At 71.2% G+C, this 20,575-nt stretch carries 18 protein-coding genes; 11 read left to right on the top strand and 7 right to left on the bottom strand.

Annotated features, from left to right (window positions below):
* Positions 1-34: 34 nt before the first annotated feature.
* Positions 35-862, top strand: a complete 828-nt coding sequence (locus tag ACTRO_RS18645) for a class I SAM-dependent methyltransferase (protein WP_211244327.1) — start codon at positions 35-37, stop codon at positions 860-862.
* 7 nt (positions 863-869) lie between these two features.
* On the opposite strand, the gene ACTRO_RS18640 is transcribed toward ACTRO_RS18645, so the two are convergent.
* Together ACTRO_RS18640 and ACTRO_RS18635 are read right to left on the bottom strand one after the other, a co-directional pair.
* The gene (locus ACTRO_RS18640; protein ID WP_084316372.1) at positions 870-1,688 is read right to left on the bottom strand and encodes a polyprenol monophosphomannose synthase; all 819 of its coding nucleotides are present in this window, start codon (positions 1,686-1,688) and stop codon (positions 870-872) included.
* 263 nt (positions 1,689-1,951) lie between these two features.
* Entirely contained in the window at positions 1,952-2,965 is a 1,014-nt protein-coding gene (locus ACTRO_RS18635; RefSeq protein WP_034275492.1) for a TRM11 family methyltransferase, read from the bottom strand.
* 206 nt (positions 2,966-3,171) lie between these two features.
* Between ACTRO_RS18635 and ACTRO_RS18630 the strand changes: the two genes are divergently transcribed.
* A complete protein-coding gene (locus ACTRO_RS18630) occupies positions 3,172-4,095 on the top strand; it encodes a prephenate dehydratase (RefSeq protein ID WP_051452431.1) in 924 nt (307 codons plus the stop codon).
* Between the two features lie 120 nt (positions 4,096-4,215).
* On the opposite strand, the gene ACTRO_RS18625 is transcribed toward ACTRO_RS18630, so the two are convergent.
* Positions 4,216-4,653, bottom strand: a complete 438-nt coding sequence (locus ACTRO_RS18625) for a DUF2000 domain-containing protein (RefSeq protein ID WP_051452430.1) — start codon at positions 4,651-4,653, stop codon at positions 4,216-4,218.
* 154 nt (positions 4,654-4,807) lie between these two features.
* Here ACTRO_RS18625 and ACTRO_RS18620 point away from each other — a divergent pair, with 154 nt between their 5' ends.
* On the top strand, positions 4,808-5,269 hold the full coding sequence (locus ACTRO_RS18620) for an Lrp/AsnC family transcriptional regulator (RefSeq protein WP_084316371.1): 462 nt from the start codon (positions 4,808-4,810) through the stop codon (positions 5,267-5,269).
* Here the strand turns inward: ACTRO_RS18620 and ACTRO_RS18615 are convergent.
* Positions 5,256-7,400, bottom strand: a complete 2,145-nt coding sequence (locus tag ACTRO_RS18615) for a glycoside hydrolase family 36 protein (RefSeq protein WP_051451032.1) — start codon at positions 7,398-7,400, stop codon at positions 5,256-5,258. The two genes, ACTRO_RS18620 and ACTRO_RS18615, sit on opposite strands and share 14 nt — an antisense overlap.
* Before the next feature lie 209 nt (positions 7,401-7,609).
* Here ACTRO_RS18615 and ACTRO_RS18610 point away from each other — a divergent pair, with 209 nt between their 5' ends.
* The 8 genes from ACTRO_RS18610 (at position 7,610) to ACTRO_RS18575 (ending at position 17,200) form a co-directional block, all read left to right on the top strand.
* On the top strand, positions 7,610-9,745 hold the full coding sequence (locus tag ACTRO_RS18610) for a penicillin-binding transpeptidase domain-containing protein (protein WP_051451031.1): 2,136 nt from the start codon (positions 7,610-7,612) through the stop codon (positions 9,743-9,745).
* A 159-nt stretch (positions 9,746-9,904) separates the two neighbouring features.
* Positions 9,905-11,383, top strand: a complete 1,479-nt coding sequence (locus ACTRO_RS18605) for an NAD-dependent succinate-semialdehyde dehydrogenase (RefSeq protein WP_034264699.1) — start codon at positions 9,905-9,907, stop codon at positions 11,381-11,383.
* Between the two features lie 39 nt (positions 11,384-11,422).
* Positions 11,423-12,019: a DinB family protein gene (locus ACTRO_RS18600; RefSeq protein WP_034264697.1), complete on the top strand. Its 597-nt coding sequence runs from the start codon at positions 11,423-11,425 to the stop codon at positions 12,017-12,019.
* Positions 12,020-12,334: 315 nt separating this feature from the next.
* A complete protein-coding gene (locus ACTRO_RS18595) occupies positions 12,335-13,672 on the top strand; it encodes a cellulose binding domain-containing protein (protein ID WP_245594418.1) in 1,338 nt (445 codons plus the stop codon).
* A 96-nt stretch (positions 13,673-13,768) separates the two neighbouring features.
* Entirely contained in the window at positions 13,769-14,560 is a 792-nt protein-coding gene (locus ACTRO_RS18590; protein ID WP_211244324.1) for a Mut7-C RNAse domain-containing protein, read from the top strand.
* A 103-nt stretch (positions 14,561-14,663) separates the two neighbouring features.
* Positions 14,664-15,170: a SigE family RNA polymerase sigma factor gene (locus ACTRO_RS18585; protein WP_034264690.1), complete on the top strand. Its 507-nt coding sequence runs from the start codon at positions 14,664-14,666 to the stop codon at positions 15,168-15,170.
* A gap of 93 nt (positions 15,171-15,263) precedes the next feature.
* A complete protein-coding gene (locus ACTRO_RS18580; protein WP_034264686.1) occupies positions 15,264-16,088 on the top strand; it encodes a hypothetical protein in 825 nt (274 codons plus the stop codon).
* Complete coding sequence (locus tag ACTRO_RS18575) at positions 16,073-17,200, top strand: hypothetical protein (RefSeq protein ID WP_034264683.1); 1,128 nt, start codon at positions 16,073-16,075, stop codon at positions 17,198-17,200. The genes ACTRO_RS18580 and ACTRO_RS18575 overlap by 16 nt, the downstream gene beginning before the upstream one ends.
* Before the next feature lie 70 nt (positions 17,201-17,270).
* Here the strand turns inward: ACTRO_RS18575 and ACTRO_RS18570 are convergent, their stop codons facing one another.
* The 3 genes from ACTRO_RS18570 to ACTRO_RS18560 all read right to left on the bottom strand — a co-directional run bounded on the left by ACTRO_RS18570 (position 17,271) and on the right by ACTRO_RS18560 (position 20,308).
* Positions 17,271-17,840 carry a dihydrofolate reductase family protein gene (locus tag ACTRO_RS18570; RefSeq protein ID WP_034264679.1) on the bottom strand — a complete coding sequence of 190 codons (570 nt, stop codon included), beginning with the start codon at positions 17,838-17,840 and terminating at the stop codon, positions 17,271-17,273.
* A 94-nt stretch (positions 17,841-17,934) separates the two neighbouring features.
* The gene (locus ACTRO_RS18565) at positions 17,935-18,228 is read right to left on the bottom strand and encodes a ribosomal protein bL12 (protein ID WP_034264676.1); all 294 of its coding nucleotides are present in this window, start codon (positions 18,226-18,228) and stop codon (positions 17,935-17,937) included.
* A gap of 118 nt (positions 18,229-18,346) precedes the next feature.
* Entirely contained in the window at positions 18,347-20,308 is a 1,962-nt protein-coding gene (locus ACTRO_RS18560) for a cellulase family glycosylhydrolase (RefSeq protein WP_051451029.1), read from the bottom strand.
* Positions 20,309-20,575: the final 267 nt, after the last annotated feature.

Below are 20,575 nucleotides of genomic sequence, written 5' to 3'. Positions count from 1 at the left end.
GAACGACGGCGGCGCGGGCCGGTTCTCGGACCCGGTGGCGGCCCGGCTGCTGCGGGTCGCCGAGCGTACGGCGGTCGAGGAGGTGCGGGCCGGTGCGGCGCCGAAGGGCTGGCAGGCGCGGGCCTCGTACGAGAGCGTGCGCGCCTGCGCCGAGATCGTCGTGCCGCGCACGATCGCGATCGACGAGGCCCTGCGCGCCCGCGCGACCGGCCAGCTGGTGATCCTGGGCGCCGGACTGGACACGCGGGCCTGGCGGCTGGCCGGGCTCGAGCGCACGGATGTGTGGGAGGTCGATCATCCGGCGTCCCAGCAGGACAAGCGCGCGCGTCTGGCCGAGGCCGCGCAGGAGGCCCGGCGTCTGGACGCGAGCGGCGACGCGGCCGAGGAGCTGCCCTCTGCCGCGCGCTCGGTGCGGTTCGCGCCGGTCGACTTCGCCCTCGACGACCTCGGCGAAGCACTCGACAGCGCCGGACACGACCCCTCCGCGCCGACGACCTGGCTGTGGGAGGGCGTCGTCCCGTACCTCACCCGCGCCGAGATGCAGGCCACGCTGGTGGCACTGGTACGCCGGTCCGCCCCGGGCAGCTCCCTGATCCTCAACTACCAGGCGCCTTCTGCGAAGGCGGCCGCGGGACGCCTGCTCACCCGCGTCATCGGCAGCTCGGCCACTTCCGGCGAACCGTGGCGCTCCCTGTGGAAGCCGAACCGGATGGCCGTCGCGCTCGGGCAGAACGGTCTGCAGATGGTGTCCGACGACGACCTGCTCGGCATCGCGCGTTCCGTCGGCGGGTCGGTGCGGCTGCGGACGTCGCTGCGGTCCGGCCGCGTCGCCGTCGCGGAACGTCCGCGCGCGGCGGGCTGAGGGCCGCTCAGATCTTCTTGTTGAAGCGGAGCGCCAGCGGCACGCGCAGGCCCTCCAGCTGGATCGCGAGGCTGATCTTGCTCGACCCGCTGAACCGCTCGTCGAAGTGGATCGGCACCTCGACGATCTTGAACCCCTTGCGCTGCGCGCGGTAGTTCATCTCGATCTGGAAGCTGAACCCCGAGCTCTGGACGGCGTCGAGGTCGATCGCCTCGAGCACGTCCGCGCGCCAGAGCTTGAAGCCGCCGGTGGTGTCCGAGATCCGGGTGTGCAGGATCGAGTTGACGTACATCGTGCCGCCGCGGCTGAGCATGCGCCGGTGCAGGCCCCAGTTCGCCGAGAGCGAGCCGCTCGGGACGTACCGGCTGCCGATGACCAGCCCGGCCCGGGTGGCGAGCATGGTGCCGAGGAACTCCGGGATGAACTCCGGCGGGTGGCTCAGATCGCCGTCCATCTGCACCACGTAGCGGTCGCCCCGCTCGAGCGCCGCCTTCATGCCGGCGATGTGCGCCCGGCCTATGCCGTCCTTGACCTGGCGGTGCACCACCGTCATGCTGCCCGGCCGATCCGCGTTGGCCTGGGCCGCGATGTCCTCCGCCACGTCCCCGGTGCCGTCTGGGGAGTTGTCGTCGACGATGATCAGGCGCAGATTGGGGAGTTTCAGCGCGAAGACGCGTTCAGCCAGCGGCGGGACGTTGCGCACCTCGTTGTACGTGGGTACGACGACGGCGATCGGCTCGCCCGCCCACGGCTCGGGCAGTTCGACGGCCTCCCGCGCCACGGCCGCCGCAGCGGCTTCCGAACCCGCGATGGACGCACTGTTCATGCCGGTGGGCTCCCAAGAATTTACCGTCTTTAACGATGAGTGAGGGTCGTACACGGCAGGTCATGGGCAGTGTCCTGACTCACGGGCCCCAGGCTAGCTGACCGCCTGCTCCTTTGGCCACACGGCCGTACGTGTCACCGGATTCGGCCGGAATATCCGAGCGGAAGGGACGGCGGCGCCGCCCGGGGCCGCGGCGGCCGCCGATAAAGAAAGGCCCGCGGAAACGGCGTATGGCATGGTGAAAGGGCCGAAGCCGGTCTTCATCAAAGGGGTTTGCGGGCGATGATGATGTCGCGCATGATCGATTGATCGACGCGGTGGCGGAAACCGCGGTAGGGGCCGTCGTCGAACACCTCGAGGCCGTGCCCGGCCAGAACTTCGACGGCCTTCTCCCGGTCGGCCACGAAGGTGTTCCAGGAGATGCCGATCGCCCCGCCCGGGCGCAGCAGCCGGGCCCACACCGGCACCGCGTCCTCGAGCAGGCTCAGCGGGCTGCGGCTCAGGCCGCCGGCGTTGCGGCTGCCGTGCTGGACCCCGTAGGGGGCGTCGGTGACGACGACGTCGAACCGCGCCGCCGGGAAGAAGTCCTCGGAGGCCAGGGTGTCGGCGTTGACGAGGGTGATCTGCCGCTTCTCACCGGCCTTGTACTCCTCCCGGCTCAGCCCGAGCGTTGCCTCGAAGCGGTGCCCGAGCAGCTTGCGGTCCCGGCGCACCGGCCCGGCGTCGATGGTGTGCTTGACCCGCTTCCGCTGCAGCCAGGTGCGCAGAAAGCCGGAGTAGGCCTCGAAGTCCTTGTGGTCGATATCGACGCCGAACGCGTCGTAGCCGTACATCAAAGCCTGATTGAGAGTCGTGCCCCGCCCGCACATCGGGTCGAATACCCGCAGCGTCCGTTCGATCATCGCCTCGGGCGAAGCCGTGGACATGATCGTCGCATTGAGGAGCATCTTGGTGAAGTGCTCGTTCGTCTTGCCGGCGTACTTCTGAATGGTCAGCAGATCGTCGTCGAGCCGGTCGAGCTTCGTCAGCGGCACGGGGTAGAGGCCGCCGTCTTCGGCGAGGCGGAAGAGCGCGAAGATGGACGAGAGGTTGGACAGGTAGCGCACCGCCTGTTCGGACAACTCCGCGGCGTTGAACGTCAGGTAGGGGACCCCGCCGATGGTCTCGACGGCGACTTCCTCGATACTCCCGCCGAGTACCGCCTGGTTGAAGACGCCGAGCTCCGCGGTCATCAGCGAAGCCGACGATTCGGCGTAGACGCGGTTGGCCGCGGGCATGATCAGAAGGCCGAATCGTTGCGTGTGCACGTTCCGATTCTATCGGCCGCCGGGCGGCCGGCCGTCTCCGGCGGCGAACGACACTTCGAGTACTGACTGGGCTTGCGAGCGGCGGGTGCGATAGCTTTTGCGCCTATTAGGGCCCCGTCCTCGATGAGGGCGGGCCACGGGGCGCGGCGCGCCGAACGGGAAGACGGGCAGTGGCGATGGTCGGTCGCAAGCGGGTCGCGTTCCAGGGTGAGCCGGGAGCCAACTCCCACATCGCGTGCCGGGAGGTGTACCCGGAGTTCGAGGCGGTGGCCTACGACACCTTCGACGAGGGCTTCGCCTCGCTCGAGGAGGGCGTGGTCGACCTGGCCATGATCCCGGTGGAGAACTCGACGGCCGGGCGGGTCGCGGACATCCACCGCCTGCTGCCGGAGTCGCGGCTGAACATCATCGGCGAGCACTTCCTGCGGGTGCAGCACTGCCTGCTCGCGTTGCCCGGCACGGACCCGTCGGGCTTGGTCGCGGCCTACAGCCACCCGCAGGCGCTGGCGCAGTGCAGGGACTCGCTCACGGCGCTGGGGCTGCGCGCGGTGGCGACCCAGGACACGGCCGGCGCGGCGCGGGAGGTCGCGCAGGCGGGCGACCCGACCCGGGGGGCGATCGCCTCCCGGCTGGCCGGGGAGATCTTCGGGCTCGAGGTCGTGCGCGAGGGCCTGGAGGACCACCCGCACAACACCACCCGGTTCATCATCCTCTCGCGCGAGGAGCTGCGGGCGGCGCCGGGCGTCGGGCCGATCGTGACCACGCTCGTGTTCAAGGTGCGCAACACGCCGGCCGCGCTGTACAAGGCGCTCGGCGGGTTCGCCACCAACGGAGTGAACATGACGAAGCTGGAGAGCTGCATGATCTCCGGCCAGTTCGTCGCCACCCAGTTCCTGGCGGACATCGAGGGCCACCCGGACGAGGCCGCGACCGCCAACGCGCTCGAGGAACTCGGCTTCTACGCGGACTACCGGATCCTCGGCGTCTACCGGGCCAACCCGGTGCGCGCCTTCTACAAGTCGGCCCTCACGGCCCAGGCCTCGGTGCCCGCCCCGCAGCGCGATCTCGCGGCGCATCTCGCCACGGTGACCAGCATCTGAGGGAAGCACAGCACAGCCTGCGGGAGCACAGCAGGCGCCCCACCCGGTCATCAGGGCCCGATGGCCGGGTAGGACGCCCAGTCTTGGTGTGTTCGGCGAAACCGCCTCGCCGCCGCCGCGTCAACGGTAGAGCGGCATGCTCCCGGTCAGCTTGTTGACCGCTTTCTTGAAACCGGCCAAGGCCAAGCCGACGTACACGTGCTCGTCGGCGGACATCCCGCCCATGTTCCGGCTGTAGTCGTCGTAGTCCCGCGCCGCCTGGGCGACAGCGGTGAAGTCGACCATGAACAGCTCCGGGTCCGCGGCGGCCTTGGCCACCAGGGCCTTGAGGCCGACGGCGTCCGAGCGCAGGATCGGGATGGGTGCCGCGGTGATGGCCCGGTGCACCTGGCCGTCGCGGTCCTTTACGTCCGTGCCGAGCACGCCCTGCCCGTAGGAGTCGCCGAGGGAGAAGGCCAGCACGGCCGCGGCGTTCATCGCCAGCCCGACGGGCAGTTCGCCGTCGACCACGATCGCGCACTTGTCGAAGGGCGCGGCGACGTTCTCGATCAGCGACACGGAAGACTCCTGGTTCACTTCCGCCGCGGCTTTCGGCCGGGCGGGGGATCGGTGCGTGGAGATACCCGAACGGTGGCGGCGTTCGGGCCACACAGTAGCCGATGATCCGATGCGGGCACGGCGAGACCGAACAACGTTCTGATACCTTGGCCGTATGGCCGAATTGGACGCCACTGATTCGAAGCTTTTGGCGCTGCTGCAGAATGACGCGCGGCGCACCAACCGGGACCTGGCCGCGGCGCTCGGCGTGGCCCCGTCGACCTGCCTGGAGCGGGTCCGCTCGCTGCGTCGACGGGGCATGATCGTGGGCTACCACGCCCAGGTGGACCTGGCCGCGGTGGGCCGCCCGCTGCAGGCGATGATCGCGGCCCGCGTCCGCCCGCCCAACCGGGCGGTGATCGCGGGCTTCCGCGCCTACGTCGAGCAGCTGCCCGAGGTGCTCTCGGTGTTCGTGGTCAGCGGCAGCGACGACTTCCTGATCCACGTCGCGGTCCGCGACACCGACCAGCTCCAGGCCCTCGTGCTGGACAAGCTGACCCGCCGCAAGGAGCTGGCGGACGTGCGCACGTCCCTGGTCTACGAGCACCTGCGCAAGACCGAGATCACGCCGCTGTGACCGGGCCGCGCGGCGCGCGGAGGCTCAGGCGCAGGAGGACCGCGGACCAACGGCTCGGCAGCGCGACGGTGAGTTCACCGGACTCGCCGTTCCATGTGTTCGTGGCCTTACTTGCCCGGGGGTACACGACCTCGGCTACGGCGTCGCCGTTCTTGAGCCACGGCAACGGAAGTGCGATTTCCGAACGTTCGTCGTCCCGGCGCCAGACGAGCACGTAACCGGCCGCCGCCTCGTCCTGCGCCGCCTCTACTTCGAGTGCCTGCGCCACCCAGCCGTCGCGCCATTGGGGCAGACCGAGCGGCCAGTGCGGTACGGAGCCGCCGAGGTGCGGGCGAATTTCGCGGTAGGCGGCAAGGGCTTCGTGTACCAAGGCGGTCTGCTCGGGCCGCAGCTGGTCGAGCTTGCCGCTCAGATGGACCCGGCCCAGCAGCGAGCTGGCCATGGTGAACGCGGTCTCCTCGTCGGTGCTCTCCGGGATCGGATACGCCCACACGGCCGCCTGCTCGGGGTTGACGGCCAGCGGCGTGGCCGCGGCGATCGCGGGCATCTTGCGGAAGTCCGTCTGGTCGCTGACGGAATGCAGCTGCGCCGTGGCCAGCATCGCGTGGTCGGTGCGCAGCCCGCCCGACGCGCAGCTCTCCACCACCAGGCCGGGGTGCCGGTCAAGCAGGGCATTGATCCACTCGAGGTAGGCGCGGTTGTGGCCGAGCAGGCCGTCCCCGGCGCTGTCGGCGTTGGTGTCGGTGCCCGGACCGATCTCTATGTTGTAGTCGAACTTGAAGTAGCCCAGGCCGAACTGCGCGATCAGCCGGTCCACCGCCGCGTCGAGGTGGGCCCGGGCGGCCGGGTCGCGCAGGTCGAGCTGGTGGCGTCCGCGCTCGGTGAGCCGGCGGCCGGCCCGGGCGAAGAAGGCCTCCGCCGGCAGCGTCCGAGCCGCGGCGCTGCGCACGCCCACGACCTCCGGCTCCACCCAGATGCCCGGCTTCATGCCGCGCTCGCGCACCCGGTCCATGATCTTCTCCAGGCCGCCGGGGAACCGGACGGTGGAGGGCAGCCAGTCGCCGACGCTGTCCCACCAGCCGGCGGTGTCGTCGTACCAGCCGGCGTCGACCACGAAGTACTCGGCCCCGGCCTCGGCCGCCGCGTCCACCAGCGGCAGCAGGCGCTCGGTGCTCGGGTCGCCCCACAGGCAGTTCATGTAGTCGTTGAAGATGATCGGCAGGTTCTCGTGATCAGGGTGCTGGCGCCTGGTCCGGCGCCGGTGCCGGGTGAGCTCGCCGGCCGCGCCCTCGATCCCGTTCGCCGAGGCCGCGAGCGTCACCGGCACGGTGGTGAAGGACTCGCCCGGCCCGAGCTTCTTCGACCACTGGTTCTCCGCGTCGCAGGGTCCGGACAGGCCGAGGTAGACCGAGTCGTGGTGCTCGCCGATCTCCCACGCCCACGAGCCGTTGTGCTCGATCTGCCAGAGCAGGGCGCGGCCGGTCCGCTCGTCCGCCAGCGCGCCGATCGGCAGGTGCTCGGACGAGGACCAGGAACCGGTGCTGGCCACGGAGAGCCGGTTCTTCGCGTCCGGCTCGGCCACGGCGTGCAGGCCGCGCTCGGCCAGCGTCCGCGCCGTCCACCGGCCCTCGCCGCACCACGGGTTCGCTGCGATCCACGCGGTCAGCCGTTCGTCCCACGATCCGTCGGCCACTGGGATCGCGCCGGGCACGAGCAGGGAGGTGGCGTGCAGCAGCACCAACTCCTCAGCCCCGGCGGTGATCCGCGACCACGCTCGGACCGCAGCGATCCCGGGATGGTGCTCGAAGCAGGTGACGACGTCCGCGCCGGTGACCGGATCGTGGGCGGTCACCTCGAGTATCCGCCCGGCCCGGCCATCGGCCTCGATGAAGCGGTGCCCGGTGTAGGCGAGGCGGGCCCCGACGACGCTGCCGATGTGCCGCTTGGAGTTGGTGTCGCGGGTGTGCCCGGCGAACTCGACGTGGGTGAGCGGCAGCATCCGGCGGATCCCGGCGTCCGCGTGCTCGGCGGCCAGGACCGCGCCCGCGTGCCGCAGCGCGACCAGCCGCGGCGGCTCGCCCTCGGCGCAGTGCAGATCCAGTTCGAGGGTGTCCCCACAAGTGATGATCATGTCCGTCACTCTCGGTCGATGTCGCTGTCGTTTCCCGGGCGCCGGCCCGCCTGTGAGCAGAGCGTAGGGGCATCGCCCGAATAGGGCATGATCAGGTAACTTTCCTTTCGGGTGGTACTGCGCCAAGACTCGCTTGACTCTTGGCGTAACGTTTCGTTGGTTCCGCGCGTCTAGTTGGACGAATGCATGTCAGAAGGAGGGGCGAAGCGGTGAGTGGCGAGTATCCCGGCAACGGCGCGCCGGACGGCTGGTTTCGGGGGAACGGCGACGGACCGGGGCCGTCCCCGGAGGCGAACATGTGGCGCGGGTCTTCCCCCGACGACGTGACCACGCAGATGCCCAAGGTGCCCGCGCAGGGCTATCCGAACGAGGCCGCCCCGACGCAGCAGGTTCGGGGCCACATCCCCGCCCCGGCCGACATGTGGGGCGGGTTCGACGGCCGCACCCGGCAGCAGGAGTCCTACCAGGCGCCGCAGCCGCCGTTCGAGCCCGAGCAGCGGCCGGCCTTCGTGCCGGACCAGCCGCCGTCCGGCCCGTTCGACCGCCGCCCGGGCGCCGGATCCGGCGCCGCGCCGCGCCGCCGGCACACGAAGCGGTGGGTGTTCGCGGGCATCGGCACGGCGGCCGTCATCGGTGTCGCCGCGGTCCTGGTGTTCGACCAGGCCGCCACGCCCGGCGCCGCGTCCACCCACAACGGCGCCGCGCCCAAGCCGTCGCCCTCCGGGTTCCAGCCGACAGCGACCTCTCCGGCCGGTGACGCGGAGCAGACCGCCGCGGCCTTCTTCACCGCCTGGCAGGGCGGCAACGACGCCCAGGCGGCCGCGCTGACCGACGACCCGACCGACGCCCAGAGCGTGCTGGCCGGCTACCGCACCGGCCTCAACCTCAGTGGCCTGACGCTGACCGAGCAGGACTCGACCGCCGCCGGCCTGGTCACCTTCTCCGTCACCGCGCACGTCGCCTCCACGGCCGTCGTGACCGCCGGAGCCACCACCGCGCCGAGCCCGGCGAGCACCGGCGCGTCCCCGTCCGCCACCGGCTCCGCCGGGTCGGACAGCGCCGCCACCGGCACCTGGACCTACACCTCGCACCTGACCGCCTACCAGAAGAGCGGCGGCTGGTACATCAAGTGGGACCCGTCGCTGGTCGCCCCGAACACTACGGCGTCGGTGCACCCCGTCGCGCTCGCGATCAAGCCCGGCGCGAAGTCCGTGACCGATGCCGAGGGCAACAGCCTGTCCGCCAGCTCGCAGTCGGCGCTGCAGGCGATCGCCGCGCTGGTGAAGAAGAACACCGACACCGGCAAGGGCACCGCAGGGCTCGAGATCGTGCTCGAGGACGCCAAGGGCAAGATCGTCTCCGGCTCGGCCTCCCAGCTCGCCGCCCCGGTGGCGATGGGCGTGGTCAAGACCACGATCGACCCGGAGCTCGAGTCGCTCGCCGCCACCGCCGTCGGCAAGCTGCCGCGCAGCTCGATGGTGGTGATCCGGCCGTCCACCGGCGCGATCCTGGCCGTGGCCAACACGCCCGGCAGCGGCGACACCGCGCTCACCGGCACGCTCGCCCCCGGCTCCGACTTCAAGGTCGTCTCCACCGCCTCGCTGCTGCTGCACGGCATGCTGCCGCAGGGCGTCGACACGCCTGTCGGCTGCCCGCTGGTGGTCACCGTGCAGGGCGTGAAGATCCACAACAGCACGGACGACCCGAGCAGCAAGAACAACAGCAAGAACGAGGACTTCGAGCCGCCGACCACGCCGTTCAGCACCGACTTCGCGCAGTCCTGCAACAACGCCTTCACCCAGTGGTGGCAGCAGATGGCCGACGGCAAGCTGGCCGGCACGGCGCTGAACTACTTCGGCCTCAACCAGCCCTGGGACATCGGCCTCGGCACCCCGGGCAGCTACTTCCACATGCCCAGCGACCAGAGCGGCTCGGAGCTCGCGGAGGAGATGTACGGCCAGGGCGTGATCCAGGCGAACCCGCTCTCGATGGCCTCGGTCGCGGCCACCGTGGACATGGGCTCGTTCCACCAGCCCTACCTGGTGGCGGGCCTGACCGACCTCAAGACCGCCACCCCGCTGCCGTCCTCGGTGAAGACGCAGCTGTACTCGGTGATGCGGGAAGTGATCACCAGCGGTACCGCGGCGGGCGTCGGGTTCGGCTCGGGCGTCTACGGCAAGACCGGCACCGCCGAGGCGGACGCGAACAAGGACAACATGCCCAACGGCTGGATGATCGTGTTCGATCCGAGCAAGGACATCGCGATCGCCGGCGTCGTGGTCGACTCCAACTTCGGCGCTTCCACGGCCGGACCGGAAGTCAACTACGTGCTGCAGCACTACTGAGCTGCCGCGCCGGCTGCCTGACTGGCCGTCGGCCGACTTTCCGCCGCTCTCCGCCGCCCGCGCCGTCTCGCGGGCGGCGGACGCGTTCCACGGACCGGCCCGCCGCCTGCGCCGCGCGTATGGTGGGTAAGTGACCGTGGTGACGAAGGCGGTGGAAGCATGAGCTCAGGGACGAGCGGCATGACCCAGCAGGCGGCGGCACTCGATCTGGCCCCGACGCGGCTGCTGATCGGCGGTGAGCGGCGGGACGCGGCGGACGGCTCGCTGATGGACGTCTACGATCCGGCGACGGCGGAGGTCCTCACCCGGGTAGCCGACGGCTCGGTGCAGGACGGGCTGAGCGCGGTGGCGGCGGCCGCCGCGGCGGGGCCCGGCTGGGCCGCCACACCGCCGCGGAAGCGGGCCGAGGTACTGCGGCGCGCGTTCGAGCTGATGACCGAACGCGCCGAGGACCTCGCCTACCTCATGGTGCTGGAGAACGGCAAGGCGCTGCGCGACGCGCGCGGCGAGATCGCCTACGCCGCCGAGTTCTTCCGCTGGTACGCCGAGGAGGCGGTGCGCGGCGAAGGCTCCGTGGGCACGGCCCCGGGCGGCGCCAACCGGATCCTGGTGCTGCGTCAGCCGGTCGGCGTCTGCGTGCTGGTCACGCCGTGGAACTTCCCGGCCGCCATGGCCACCCGCAAGATCGGACCCGCGCTCGCGGCCGGCTGCACGGTGGTGCTCAAGCCGGCCAGCGACACGCCGCTGACCGCGCTCGCGGTGGGCGCGCTGCTGGAGGAGGCCGGGCTGCCGCCGGGCGTCGTCAACGTCGTGCCCTCGCGCAAGTCAGGGCCCGTCGTCTCGGCCATGCTGCACGACCCGCGGGTGCGCAAGCTCTCCTTCACCGGTAGCACGCAGGTCGGCCGCTCGCTCCTGCGCGAAGCCGCCGACCAGGTCGTGAACACGTCGATGGAGCTCGGCGGCAACGCGCCGTTCCTGGTGCTCGAGGACGCCGACGTGGCCGCGGCGGTCGAGGGCGCGATGATCGCCAAGATGCGCAACGGCGGCGAGGCGTGCACCGCCGCGAACCGCTTCTACGTGCACCGGCGGGTGGCCGAGGAGTTCTCCCGCGGCCTGGCGGAGGCGATGGGCAAGCTGGTCATGGGCCCGGGCACGGACCCGGCCACCGACCTCGGCCCGCTGGTGAACCCGGCGGCGGTGGAGAAGGTGCAGGAGCTGGTGTCGGGCGCCCTCGACGACGGCGCGCGGGTGCTGCTCGGCGCGGACCGCCCGGACCGGAAGGGCTGGTACTACGCGCCGACCGTGCTCGGCGATGTCGCCCCGGGCAACCCGATCCTCGGCGAGGAGGTGTTCGGCCCGGTCGCCCCGATCGTCGTGTTCGACGACGTCGACGAAGCGGTCGCGATGGCCAACGACACCGAGTTCGGCCTGGTCTCCTACCTCTACACCGGCGACCTGGCGACCGGTCTGCGCGTGGCCGAGGCGCTCGAAGCCGGCATGGTCGGTCTCAACCGCGGCATGGTCAGCGATCCGGCCGCGCCCTTCGGCGGGGTCAAGCAGAGCGGCATCGGCCGGGAGGGCGGGCACGAGGGCATGCTCGAGTACCTGGAGTCGAAGTACATCGCGGTGCAGTGGTAGCGGATACGAGATGTCGGTGCCCCCTGGCAGACTGTCTTCATGACTGAAGCGCAGACGATCGGCCCGAAAGAGCGGATGCACCGCTACCTCAGAGCGGCGCGCGAGGCGTTGCTGTGGAAGCTCGACGGACTCGACGAGTACGACGTCCGCCGCCCGCTCACGCCGACCGGGACCAACCTGCTCGGGCTGGTCAAGCACGTCGGCGGGGTGAGCGCGGAGTACTTCGGCAGCGTGTTCGACCGTCCGTTCCCCGAGCCGATGCCCTGGTTCGACGACGACGCGGAGGACAACGCGGACCTGTGGGCGACGGCGGAGGAGACCCGCGAGGACATCGTCGGGTTCTACGAACGTGTCTGGGTGCACGCCGACGCGACGATCGAGGCGCTCGAGCTCGACTCTCCCGGCCGGGTGCCCTGGTGGAGTGAGGACGCTGTCACGCTGCACCAGGTCATGGTGCACCTCGTCGCGGAGATCAACCGCCACACCGGGCACGCCGACATCCTGCGCGAGCTGATCGACGGCACGGCGGGGCTCAATGCGCGTACCACGAACATGCCGGGGCACGACGAGGCCTGGTGGGCCGATTACCGGAGCCGGGTGGAGCAGGCGGCGAAGGAAGCGGGCGGGCGGGCCTGACCGCGTCAGCCTCCTGACGTGTTCGGCAGCGGACCGATCGAGGCGGCAGCCCGCGCCGAGGGCGTCCGGATCGCAGACGTTCGCAGCTTTCGAAGAGCCGCGCTCACGCGAGCGGCGCAGGTCACGGCAGGCGTGGACATGTAAGTTTCACAGACCTTTGACATAGAACTGCCACCGCGGGACCATGCCCCCGACCTACCGGCCCGAGGAATGCGATCCCCGCTTATGATGCGCAAACGGTCTTCCCCCACGACCTCTCCTGCGCCGCTGCCCGGCCGCAGGCGGAGCGTCCGCTCCCTGCTCGCCCTGTTCTGCGTGAGCGCGCTCACCGGCTTGGCTCTGTTCGTGGCCTCGGGGCCGGCCAGCGCCCTCGACGTGACCGGCACGCCGGCCGCGGTCACCGGCAACGCCACCTACTTCTCCGGCCTCGGCGCGCCCTACGGCGGCTGCGGGCTGCCGCAGGCGAACCTGGACACCCAGAACTTCGTGGCCCTGAACGTCTACAACACGCCCGGGTACTACGGCACCGAGCCGCGTCCGATCCCGGCCGCCGACGCCTCGATCATGGGCATGTTCGACAACGGTCTCAACTGCGGCCGATTCATCCAGGTCACCATCGGCGACTACTGCACCGGCACCAACGACGGCGCACAGAACCAGGCGTTCTGCCGCAACGGCTCCTGGGTCGCCGACCAGTACAACGGCGCCACGCTCACCTTCGAGGTGGCCGACAGCTGCGCCGACTCCAACGCCTGGTGCCGGGACGACCCGTACCACATCGACCTGGCCCAGAACTCGCTCAACAACTTCGTGCTGAACGGCGCCGCCGTCGGGAACCTGTCGAGCAAGTGGAACAACCGGCAGGTGAGCTGGCAGTTCGTCGCGGCGCCGAGCTACACCGGCGACATCAACATCGGCTTCATCCAGGGCGCCCAGGCGTACTGGTCGGCCATCGCGGTCTCCCACCTGGCCAACGGCATCCACGGCATCGAGTACTACTCGAACGGCACCTGGCAGGCCGGCACCATGGACAGCGACATGGGCGACGACTACCTGATCGCCCCGACCACGGCCGGCGGCAGCCAGTACGAGATCCAGGTCCAGGACGCCAGCGGCAACTGGATCAACAACTCGCGGATCTACAACTTCTCCATGCCCTCCTCCTGCGGCACCCAGTGCTCCGCCGCGTACACGGCCGCCACCTACACCACCTCCACCGGCTCGACCGGCGGCCCGAGCGCGTCGGCCAGCGCCTCGGCGAGTGCCAGCGCGTCGGCGAGCGCCAGCGCCAGCCCGAGCAAGAGCGCCAGCCCGAGCGCGAGCCCGAGCTCGTCGTCCACCGGCTCGTCCGGCGCGAAGTGCACCGCGTCCATCACCACCGTCTCCACCTGGACCGGCGGCTACCAGATCACCGTCAACGTGACCAACAGCGGCACGGTCGCCACCACCTCCTGGCACACCGCGCTCACGCTGCCCGGCACGGACGCCGTCGCCAACTCCTGGAACGCGGTGACGTCGATCTCCGGCCGGACCGTCACCGGAGTCAACCAGTCCTATAACGGCTCGCTCTCGGCGGGTTCCTCCACCAGCTGGGGGATGACCGTCAACGGCAACGGGCCACCGCCGACGAGCGCCACCTGCTCGTCGAGCTGACACCGAAGACCCCCTCCGGGGCGCGGACCGAGGTCGCGCCCCGGAGGTGTCGTGTCCCGGCCCGCCGCGGTGTGGCACCCGAATAGCGTGGCGCGGTTGATCGACCCCTGGCATGCTGGCCGGGTGGAGCACGCCGAGATCCGGATCGGGTTCGACCCGTCCCTGCACCTCTTCGTCGGGCCGCAGTACCGGCGCGCCGACCGCCCGGCCGCGGCCCGGATCGACGGCGTCTCGAGCCTCGGGCACGCGGTCGAGGCACTCGGCGTGCCGCTGACCGAGGTGGGCGCGCTGCGGGTGGACGGCGCCCCGGCCGAGACCGCGTACGTGCCGACGGGCGGCGAGCTGGTCGAGGTGGCGGCGGTGGCCAAGCCGCAGCACGTGGACGGGCCGCTGAAGTTCCTGCTCGACATCCACCTCGGCACCCTCGTGCGCCGGCTGCGCCTGCTCGGCGTGGACGCGGCGTATGAGAACCCGGACATCGGCGACGCCGCGTTGGCCGCCCGCTCGGCGGCCGAGCACCGGATCATGCTCTCGCGGGACCGGGGCCTGCTGCGCCGCCGCGAACTGTTCGCCGGCGCCTTCGTCTACAGCCACCGGCCGGAGGAGCAGCTCGAAGACGTGCTCGCCCGCTTCGCCCCGCCGCTGGCGCCGTGGACCCGCTGCACCGCCTGCAACGGCGTGCTGCGTCAGACCTCGAAGGAAGCGATGCACGGCATCCTGCCGGACGGAACCGAGCGCACCTACGACACGTTCGCCCAGTGCGCCGACTGCGGGCAGGCCTACTGGCGCGGTGCCCACGCCGAGCGCCTCGACGCCATCGTCACGCACGCGATGAGCCGCTTCGGGAACGCCGCCCAGCGCGCGGCGGCCGGCTCGCCCCGAGCGTGAGCCCCACCCTCATCGTCCCCGTCTGACTAGCCCCTGTGACAAAAGCTCCCCGGCCCGCGTCTTGATGGCGTAATCAGCCTCGACTCGCTGGGAGCGCAGGGGGATGAAGACGAATTCCGCCGACGAGAACGACTACGTCGAGTTCGCGACAGCGGTGAGCGGGCGGCTGCTGAACACGGCGATGCTGCTTACCACGGACCGGCACCTCGCCGAGGACCTGGTGCAGGAGACCCTCGGGAAGCTCTACGCCTCCTGGCGGCGGGTCGCCAAGGCGGACAACCCGGCCGCCTACGCCCGCGCCACGCTCGTGCACACGTACATCTCACACCGGCGCTGGCGCGGCAGTTCCGAGTACGCGACCGAGTTCGTGCCGGAGCGGGGTGCCGCTGGGCCGGACATTCCGCTGCGCCTCACCCTGCTCGAGTCCCTCGCGCGGCTCGAGCCGAAGGAGCGGGCCGTGCTGGTGCTGCGGTACTGGGACGACCTGACGGTGGAGCAGGTCGCCCGCGAGCTGGGGATATCGGCCGGCGCGGTGCGCAACAGAGCCATGCGCGCGCTACAGCGGCTGCGCGCCCTGCTCGGCGACGAATTGCACGCGCTGATCGGCTGAAGTGCCCGATCCGGGAGGCGCCCGATCTCTTCCGGCGCCCGATTCCACCCTTGCGGAAGAACGTAGAAGATCACAGAGGGGAGTAAAGCAACCATGGACGAACAGCTGCCCGGAGAAGACCGGGTGAGCGAGGCGATGCACGCCGCGGTGGCCGGCTTCGACGCGGGGACCGTCGATCTGGTGGCCGGCGGCGCGGTTCGCGGCCGCGCGTTCCGGCGACGGCGCAGGGCCCGGGCCGTCGGCGGGGTGAGCATGGCCGCTGTCGCGATCGCGGGGTTCGCGCTCGCCGCCAACGGCGCGGCCGGGGGCACCGGACCGCAGCGGATACCCGTCCTCGCCGGATCGACGCTTTCCGGCGCCGGCCCGGCTGCGAGCGCGTCCGGCGCGGACAAGCCGAAGAGCACGAAGGAGCCGAAGCCGGACGGGGCGCGCATCTTCAGTGCCCTGCGGGAAATCGTGCCCTCCACATACTCGCTCTCGCTCATCCAGAGCGAGCCCGGGCAGGTCGAGGCGAGGGCGGCGGACGCGAAGGGCTCGGTGCTGCTGGAGGTCATCATCCAGCCCGGCACCGCCCGCAACCCCGGCCTGTACCCGTGCTCCGGCCGCGCCGCCACCGGAGCCGCGGACTCGGGATCGGCGCCGGCGACCGCATCCGCCGACCCGTCGACGCACTGCGACAACCTCTCGGCTCCGGCCGGCGCGCACCTGATCGCCGTCACCAAGAGCTACGCGGCGCCGCAAGGCGAGGTCGACTACTGGCTCGCCGACTACGGCCGGGCCGACGGGGTGCGCATCACCGTCAGCGAGGTCGACAGCCTGGACGCCGCGCGCCCGCAGGGGCCGTCGCGGTTCGCCCAGGCCTTCTCCACGACGCAGCTGGCTGACATGACAAGGAGCTCTCAGTGGCCCGTAAGCTGATCGCCGCCTCCACGGCGGCGGGCCTCGCCCTCGCACTCGCCGCCCCCGCCCGAGCGGCCGCGGCCGGCTGGAACGATCAGCCCCTTCCGTTCAGCAGCGGGAACATCCTGGCTGTGACGAACGTGGACGCGCACACCGTCTGGGCGGCTGGATTCACCCTGACCATCGAGGGCGAGGGCGAGAGCTTCAGCCCGCTCGTGCTCTGCCGCAACGGGTCCGGCAAGTGGCAGGTCGTTCAGACCCCGGCGACCGGCGACATTCGCGCCGACGCGATCTCGGCGGACGGCCCGAACGACGTGTGGGTCACCGGCGACAGCAACGGGGACGGCCACGGCCCGCTGACCGAGCACTGGGACGGCAAGGCCTGGACCGTCGTCTCCGCGCCGCTTCCCGCCGCTGTCAACGGCTACGGCGAGCTGCTCGGCGTCGTCGCTCTCGGCGAGAACAATGCATGGGCGGTGGGCAACGGCCAGTACGGCGCGACGCTCATCGGCGTGATCGACCACTGGGACGGCAAGAGCTGGCAGCCGTCGGCCCTGCCTGCGGGCGTCGCCGACGACGTCGTCTTCAATACCGTCACGGCCACCGGCCCGCACGACCTGTGGGCGGCCGGCCAGAGCAACGCGACCGGCCGGCCGGTCCTGCTGCACGGCGACGGCGAGTTCTGGCAGCAGATCGACGTGCCGACCGAAGGCGCGCTCTACGCAGGTATCAATGCCCTGAGCGCGGACGGCAGCGGCGGCATGTGGATGGTCGGCACGGCTAGCCTGACCGGGTCCGACTGGGGCCACCCGCTGGTCGAGCACTGGAACGCGGGCACCTGGGAGTCGACGCCCGTCCCGCCGGGAAGCGGCTCCCTGCTCGGCGCCGCCGTGACCGCGCAGGGCCTCGCCGTCGTCGGCTACATCCCGGGAGACGGAATCGACGCCTACGGCGAGGTCCTGCACGACGGCGCCTGGCAGCCGCTGAACCTGCCCGAAGTCGGCGACGGCGTGATGAGTCTGAACGCCGTGACGACGACGCGCGCGGGCCTCCTGGCGGTCGGCGGGTACAGCCCGAACGGTGACGACGTGAGCGAGGCGCCGATGGCCCTGCAGCAGTCGAACCGCTGATCGGGCGGTGTATCGGACGAGGTGAAAGGCAAGGGCTCCCGCCGCGGAAGCGCGGCGGGAGTTCGCCGCGTCAGGTGCGGCGGCCGCCCACCCGGTAGCGCAGATACACCACGCCCCCGCTGAACCGGCGCTCGTCGAGCAGCTCCAACTGCGTGTGGACGCCGCCGGGCAGCGCGGGCTTCCCACCGCCGACCACGATCGGCCCGAGGAACAGCCGCAGCTCGTCCACCAGGCCCGCGGCCATGGCCTGGCCGGCGAGCTGGGCGCCGCCGATACTCAGATCCGTCGCCGCCGACTCCTTGAGCCGGCGCACGTCGAGGGGATCGAACTCGCCGGCGATCCGGGTGTTCCCGCTGGCGGGCGCGGCGAGCGTGCGAGAGAAGACGATCTTCTCGGCAGCCCGCCAGATCCGGGCGTACTCGCCGGTGGTCGGGGACTGCTCGTCCTCGCCGGACACGGCGTCCCACACCATCATGGTCTCGTACATCCGCCGGCCGTAGAGGTAGGTGCCGACGGAGCGTTCGAGCTCGTTGACGTATTCGTGCACCTCGTCGTCCGGCGCGGCCCAGACGAAGCCGCCCTCCTCGTCCTCGACGTAGCCGTCCAGCGAGGCGATCGCGGTGTAGATCAACTTCGCCATGCCGCCAGGATATAAAGTCCGGCGGGCCGACCCCGGCGACACTCCGGGCACCCGCCGCGGTTTTCGCGGCGGGGTCGTTCTCCGACGCCGGCCGTCAGCCGCAGCTGTCCACGAAGTTCTTGGCCTCTTTGAGTCCGACGCCGGTCAGGTCGCGGTAGAGCTTGATCGCCTGGATTTTCTTCCCTTTCCGGATCAGGGCGTAGAACTCCTCGGGCAACGCCGGCGCGCCCGGCCGCGTCGCGGCGGGGTAGCCGGACGGCACCGCGTCCGTGACCGCCGCCGCGGGCGGGGCACCGAGCAGCAGATCCGGGTCCAGTTCGAGGTGCCGGCAGAGCACGCCGACGACGTATTCGAGCCTTTCGATGCGCTGTGCGGTCTCGAGATCCATGCACTGATGGTAGTGCTCGCGACGGTGGCGCGACGGGTGTTGTGGGTGTTGTGGGTGCCGTGGCGGTGGCGCGAAGGCCGGGCGGTCGCAGGCGGCCGCCCGGCCGTATCTCGGCCGATCAGGCGCCTTCCCGCTCCAGCTTCACCACGGCGACGCCGAAGGGGCCGAGCGTCACAGCGCCCTGATCGTCCACCGCGTCGTCGGAGCCGACCGCCTCGCCGAGGCGCCATCCCTTGCCCAGCACAGGCTTGACCGTCAGCTCGTGATCCGCCTGGCTCACCAGCCAGGCCCAGTTGGCGCCGTCCGCGTGCGTGAGCACGTCCGCGGCCACCCGCGGGTCCTCGACCACGACCGGACGTTCGACCCCGGCGATCCGGGCCAGTGCCTCGTAGATCTCCCGGGTCGGCTCCGGGTTCACTGCCGGCGTGGCCGCGGCCAGCTGCTCGATCGGGTACGTGCACAGCACGACCGTGCCCGCGCCCAGCCGCCGTACGAGCAGGGCCGGGCGGCCCTCGGCGTCCACGGCGACCACCTCGGCCTCGACCGGCTCGACCGGCAGCATGCCCCGGCCGCCGCCGGACCCGGCCGGGAAGCGCACCTGCTCGCCCGCCGCGAACTGCCCGAACGCCTTGGTGAAGGTGAAGACCGGGCCGTCCTCGGCCACCGGCTCGAGCAGGCCGTAGCGCAGCTGATGGCGCACGCCGAAGAGCCGGTTGATGTTCGCGTACCAAGGGCCGCGCTGGTTCATGTGCGTGCCGCCGGTGTAGGACACGTACACCGTCGCGCCGCCCTCGGCCAGATCGGCCAGCTGGTGCCAGGTGGGAGTCAGCAGCTGCTTCGTGGACGGGACCAGGTAGAGCTTCGCCCCGGCCTCGATTCCGTTGCTCTCCCTGGCGATCGCGACCGGCAGGTCCGCCAGTCGAGTACTGATATAGGCCTGGCGCAGCGTGTCGAAGATGAACGGGCCGTCCAGCTTGTCGGTGAACGGGTACTTCGTGTCGAGGTAGGAGGAGACCACCAGCGCCGTCTCGGCCGGGGTGCGGCGCAGCCCGGCGAAGTTCACCCGCTCGAGCACCTCGGCGAACCGCGCCACCTCGAGCAGCCGCGGCTTCGGCTCGCCCTGCGCGTCGGTCAGGCCGAAGTGCAGCTCGAACGCGTGATGCCGATACGGGTCCTGATGTTCGAGCCCGTCGAAGTCGGTGTTGTTCCAGATGCCCCAGCCGCTGGCGCCCGCCAGCAGCGAGTTGTGCAGCACCTGCCGGTGGAAGTGCGCGGCGTTCTCCTCGGAGACGAAGTCGCTGGTGACGCCGAACTCCTCGAGCAGCACCGGCCGGCCGAAGGAGCCGGACAGCTCGCACACCCAGGCGGCGGTGTAGTGCTGGCGCACCTGGTCGTCGCCCATCGGGTAGCAGTGCGGGCCGAGGAAGTCGCACAGCCGGGCCGCGTCGGCCAGCCGGAAGCCGTTGTCGTGCCCTGACACCTCCAGGCCCCAGGCGCCGTCGCCGATGGTCACCGGCTGGGTGGCGCCGCCGGCCCGCAGCGCGTCGATGAGCAGCTGCGCCCAGGACGCGACGTGCTCGCGCTCGCCGTCTCCGCCGTAGAGCGGCATCTCGTTGCTCAGCACCCAGCCGGCCACCGCCGGGTGCCCGGCGAAGCGGCGGGCCATCTCCCCGGCGAAGTAGGCCTGCCGGGCCACCAGCCACACGTCCTGGTACAGGTCGCGGCCGTCGCGCCAGTCCGGATCGGTGTTCTCCCCGGACATGTGACCGACGATGAGGGTCGGAGTGGTGGTCAGGCCGGTTTCGGTGTGCAGGTCGAGGAACGCGGCGAAGCGTCCGCACAGCTGCTCGTCCACCCGGTCCGGGGCGGGCATGAACTCGGGCCAGGTGAAGAAGGACCGGGTGTAGCGCAGGCCGTGCTCGGCGAGCACGGCCAGCTCCCGGCGGACGAGTCCGGGGTCGAACTCCCGCCACATCCGCGGACCGCCGGCCCGGGACCAGAAGTTGGCGCCGAGCCACGGCCCGGGGGCCGAGGCGCCGGGCGTCCGGAGCCCGGGAAGCTGGGACAGGGGACGGTGCATACGGGCAACGACCTCCCACGGTCGGGTGGTGGCGGGGGCGCGGGGTGCCGGCGCGCGGTGCGCCCCCGGCGTGCTCCAGCGGAAGAAGTACTATACCGGTTTAGAGGACGAATCCGATCTCGTCAACGCCCCGGCTGCCGCGGATTCCCCGCGACCGGTGCGCGCCGGCTCTGGCCGAGGAGGGCCGGACGGGCCGTACACTGCCGACGAAGACGTCGAACAGCGGCGGGAAAGGCGGCAGCGGCCAGTGGAAGCGCAGGGGCGGGA

The organism is Actinospica robiniae DSM 44927 (genome assembly GCF_000504285.1).
Taxonomy (GTDB): domain Bacteria; phylum Actinomycetota; class Actinomycetes; order Streptomycetales; family Catenulisporaceae; genus Actinospica; species Actinospica robiniae.
The sequence above is the reverse complement of the archived record's forward strand: the minus strand, read 5'-3'. Positions and strand labels throughout refer to the sequence as shown.

What these genes read in the sequence shown, in the direction of transcription:
- ACTRO_RS18640 (WP_084316372.1), bottom strand. Translation starts at nt 1,688, where the DNA reads ATGAACAGTGCGTCCATCGCGGGTTCGGAAGCCGCTGCGGCGGCCGTG.
- ACTRO_RS18635 (WP_034275492.1), bottom strand. Translation starts at nt 2,965, where the DNA reads ATGCCCGCGGCCAACCGCGTCTACGCCGAATCGTCGGCTTCGCTGATG.
- ACTRO_RS18630 (WP_051452431.1), top strand. Translation starts at nt 3,172, where the DNA reads ATGGTCGGTCGCAAGCGGGTCGCGTTCCAGGGTGAGCCGGGAGCCAAC.
- ACTRO_RS18620 (WP_084316371.1), top strand. Translation starts at nt 4,808, where the DNA reads ATGGCCGAATTGGACGCCACTGATTCGAAGCTTTTGGCGCTGCTGCAG.
- ACTRO_RS18615 (WP_051451032.1), bottom strand. Translation starts at nt 7,400, where the DNA reads ATGATCATCACTTGTGGGGACACCCTCGAACTGGATCTGCACTGCGCC.
- ACTRO_RS18605 (WP_034264699.1), top strand. Translation starts at nt 9,905, where the DNA reads ATGAGCTCAGGGACGAGCGGCATGACCCAGCAGGCGGCGGCACTCGAT.
- ACTRO_RS18600 (WP_034264697.1), top strand. Translation starts at nt 11,423, where the DNA reads ATGACTGAAGCGCAGACGATCGGCCCGAAAGAGCGGATGCACCGCTAC.
- ACTRO_RS18585 (WP_034264690.1), top strand. Translation starts at nt 14,664, where the DNA reads ATGAAGACGAATTCCGCCGACGAGAACGACTACGTCGAGTTCGCGACA.
- ACTRO_RS18580 (WP_034264686.1), top strand. Translation starts at nt 15,264, where the DNA reads ATGGACGAACAGCTGCCCGGAGAAGACCGGGTGAGCGAGGCGATGCAC.
- ACTRO_RS18570 (WP_034264679.1), bottom strand. Translation starts at nt 17,840, where the DNA reads ATGGCGAAGTTGATCTACACCGCGATCGCCTCGCTGGACGGCTACGTC.
- ACTRO_RS18565 (WP_034264676.1), bottom strand. Translation starts at nt 18,228, where the DNA reads ATGGATCTCGAGACCGCACAGCGCATCGAAAGGCTCGAATACGTCGTC.
- ACTRO_RS18560 (WP_051451029.1), bottom strand. Translation starts at nt 20,308, where the DNA reads ATGCACCGTCCCCTGTCCCAGCTTCCCGGGCTCCGGACGCCCGGCGCC.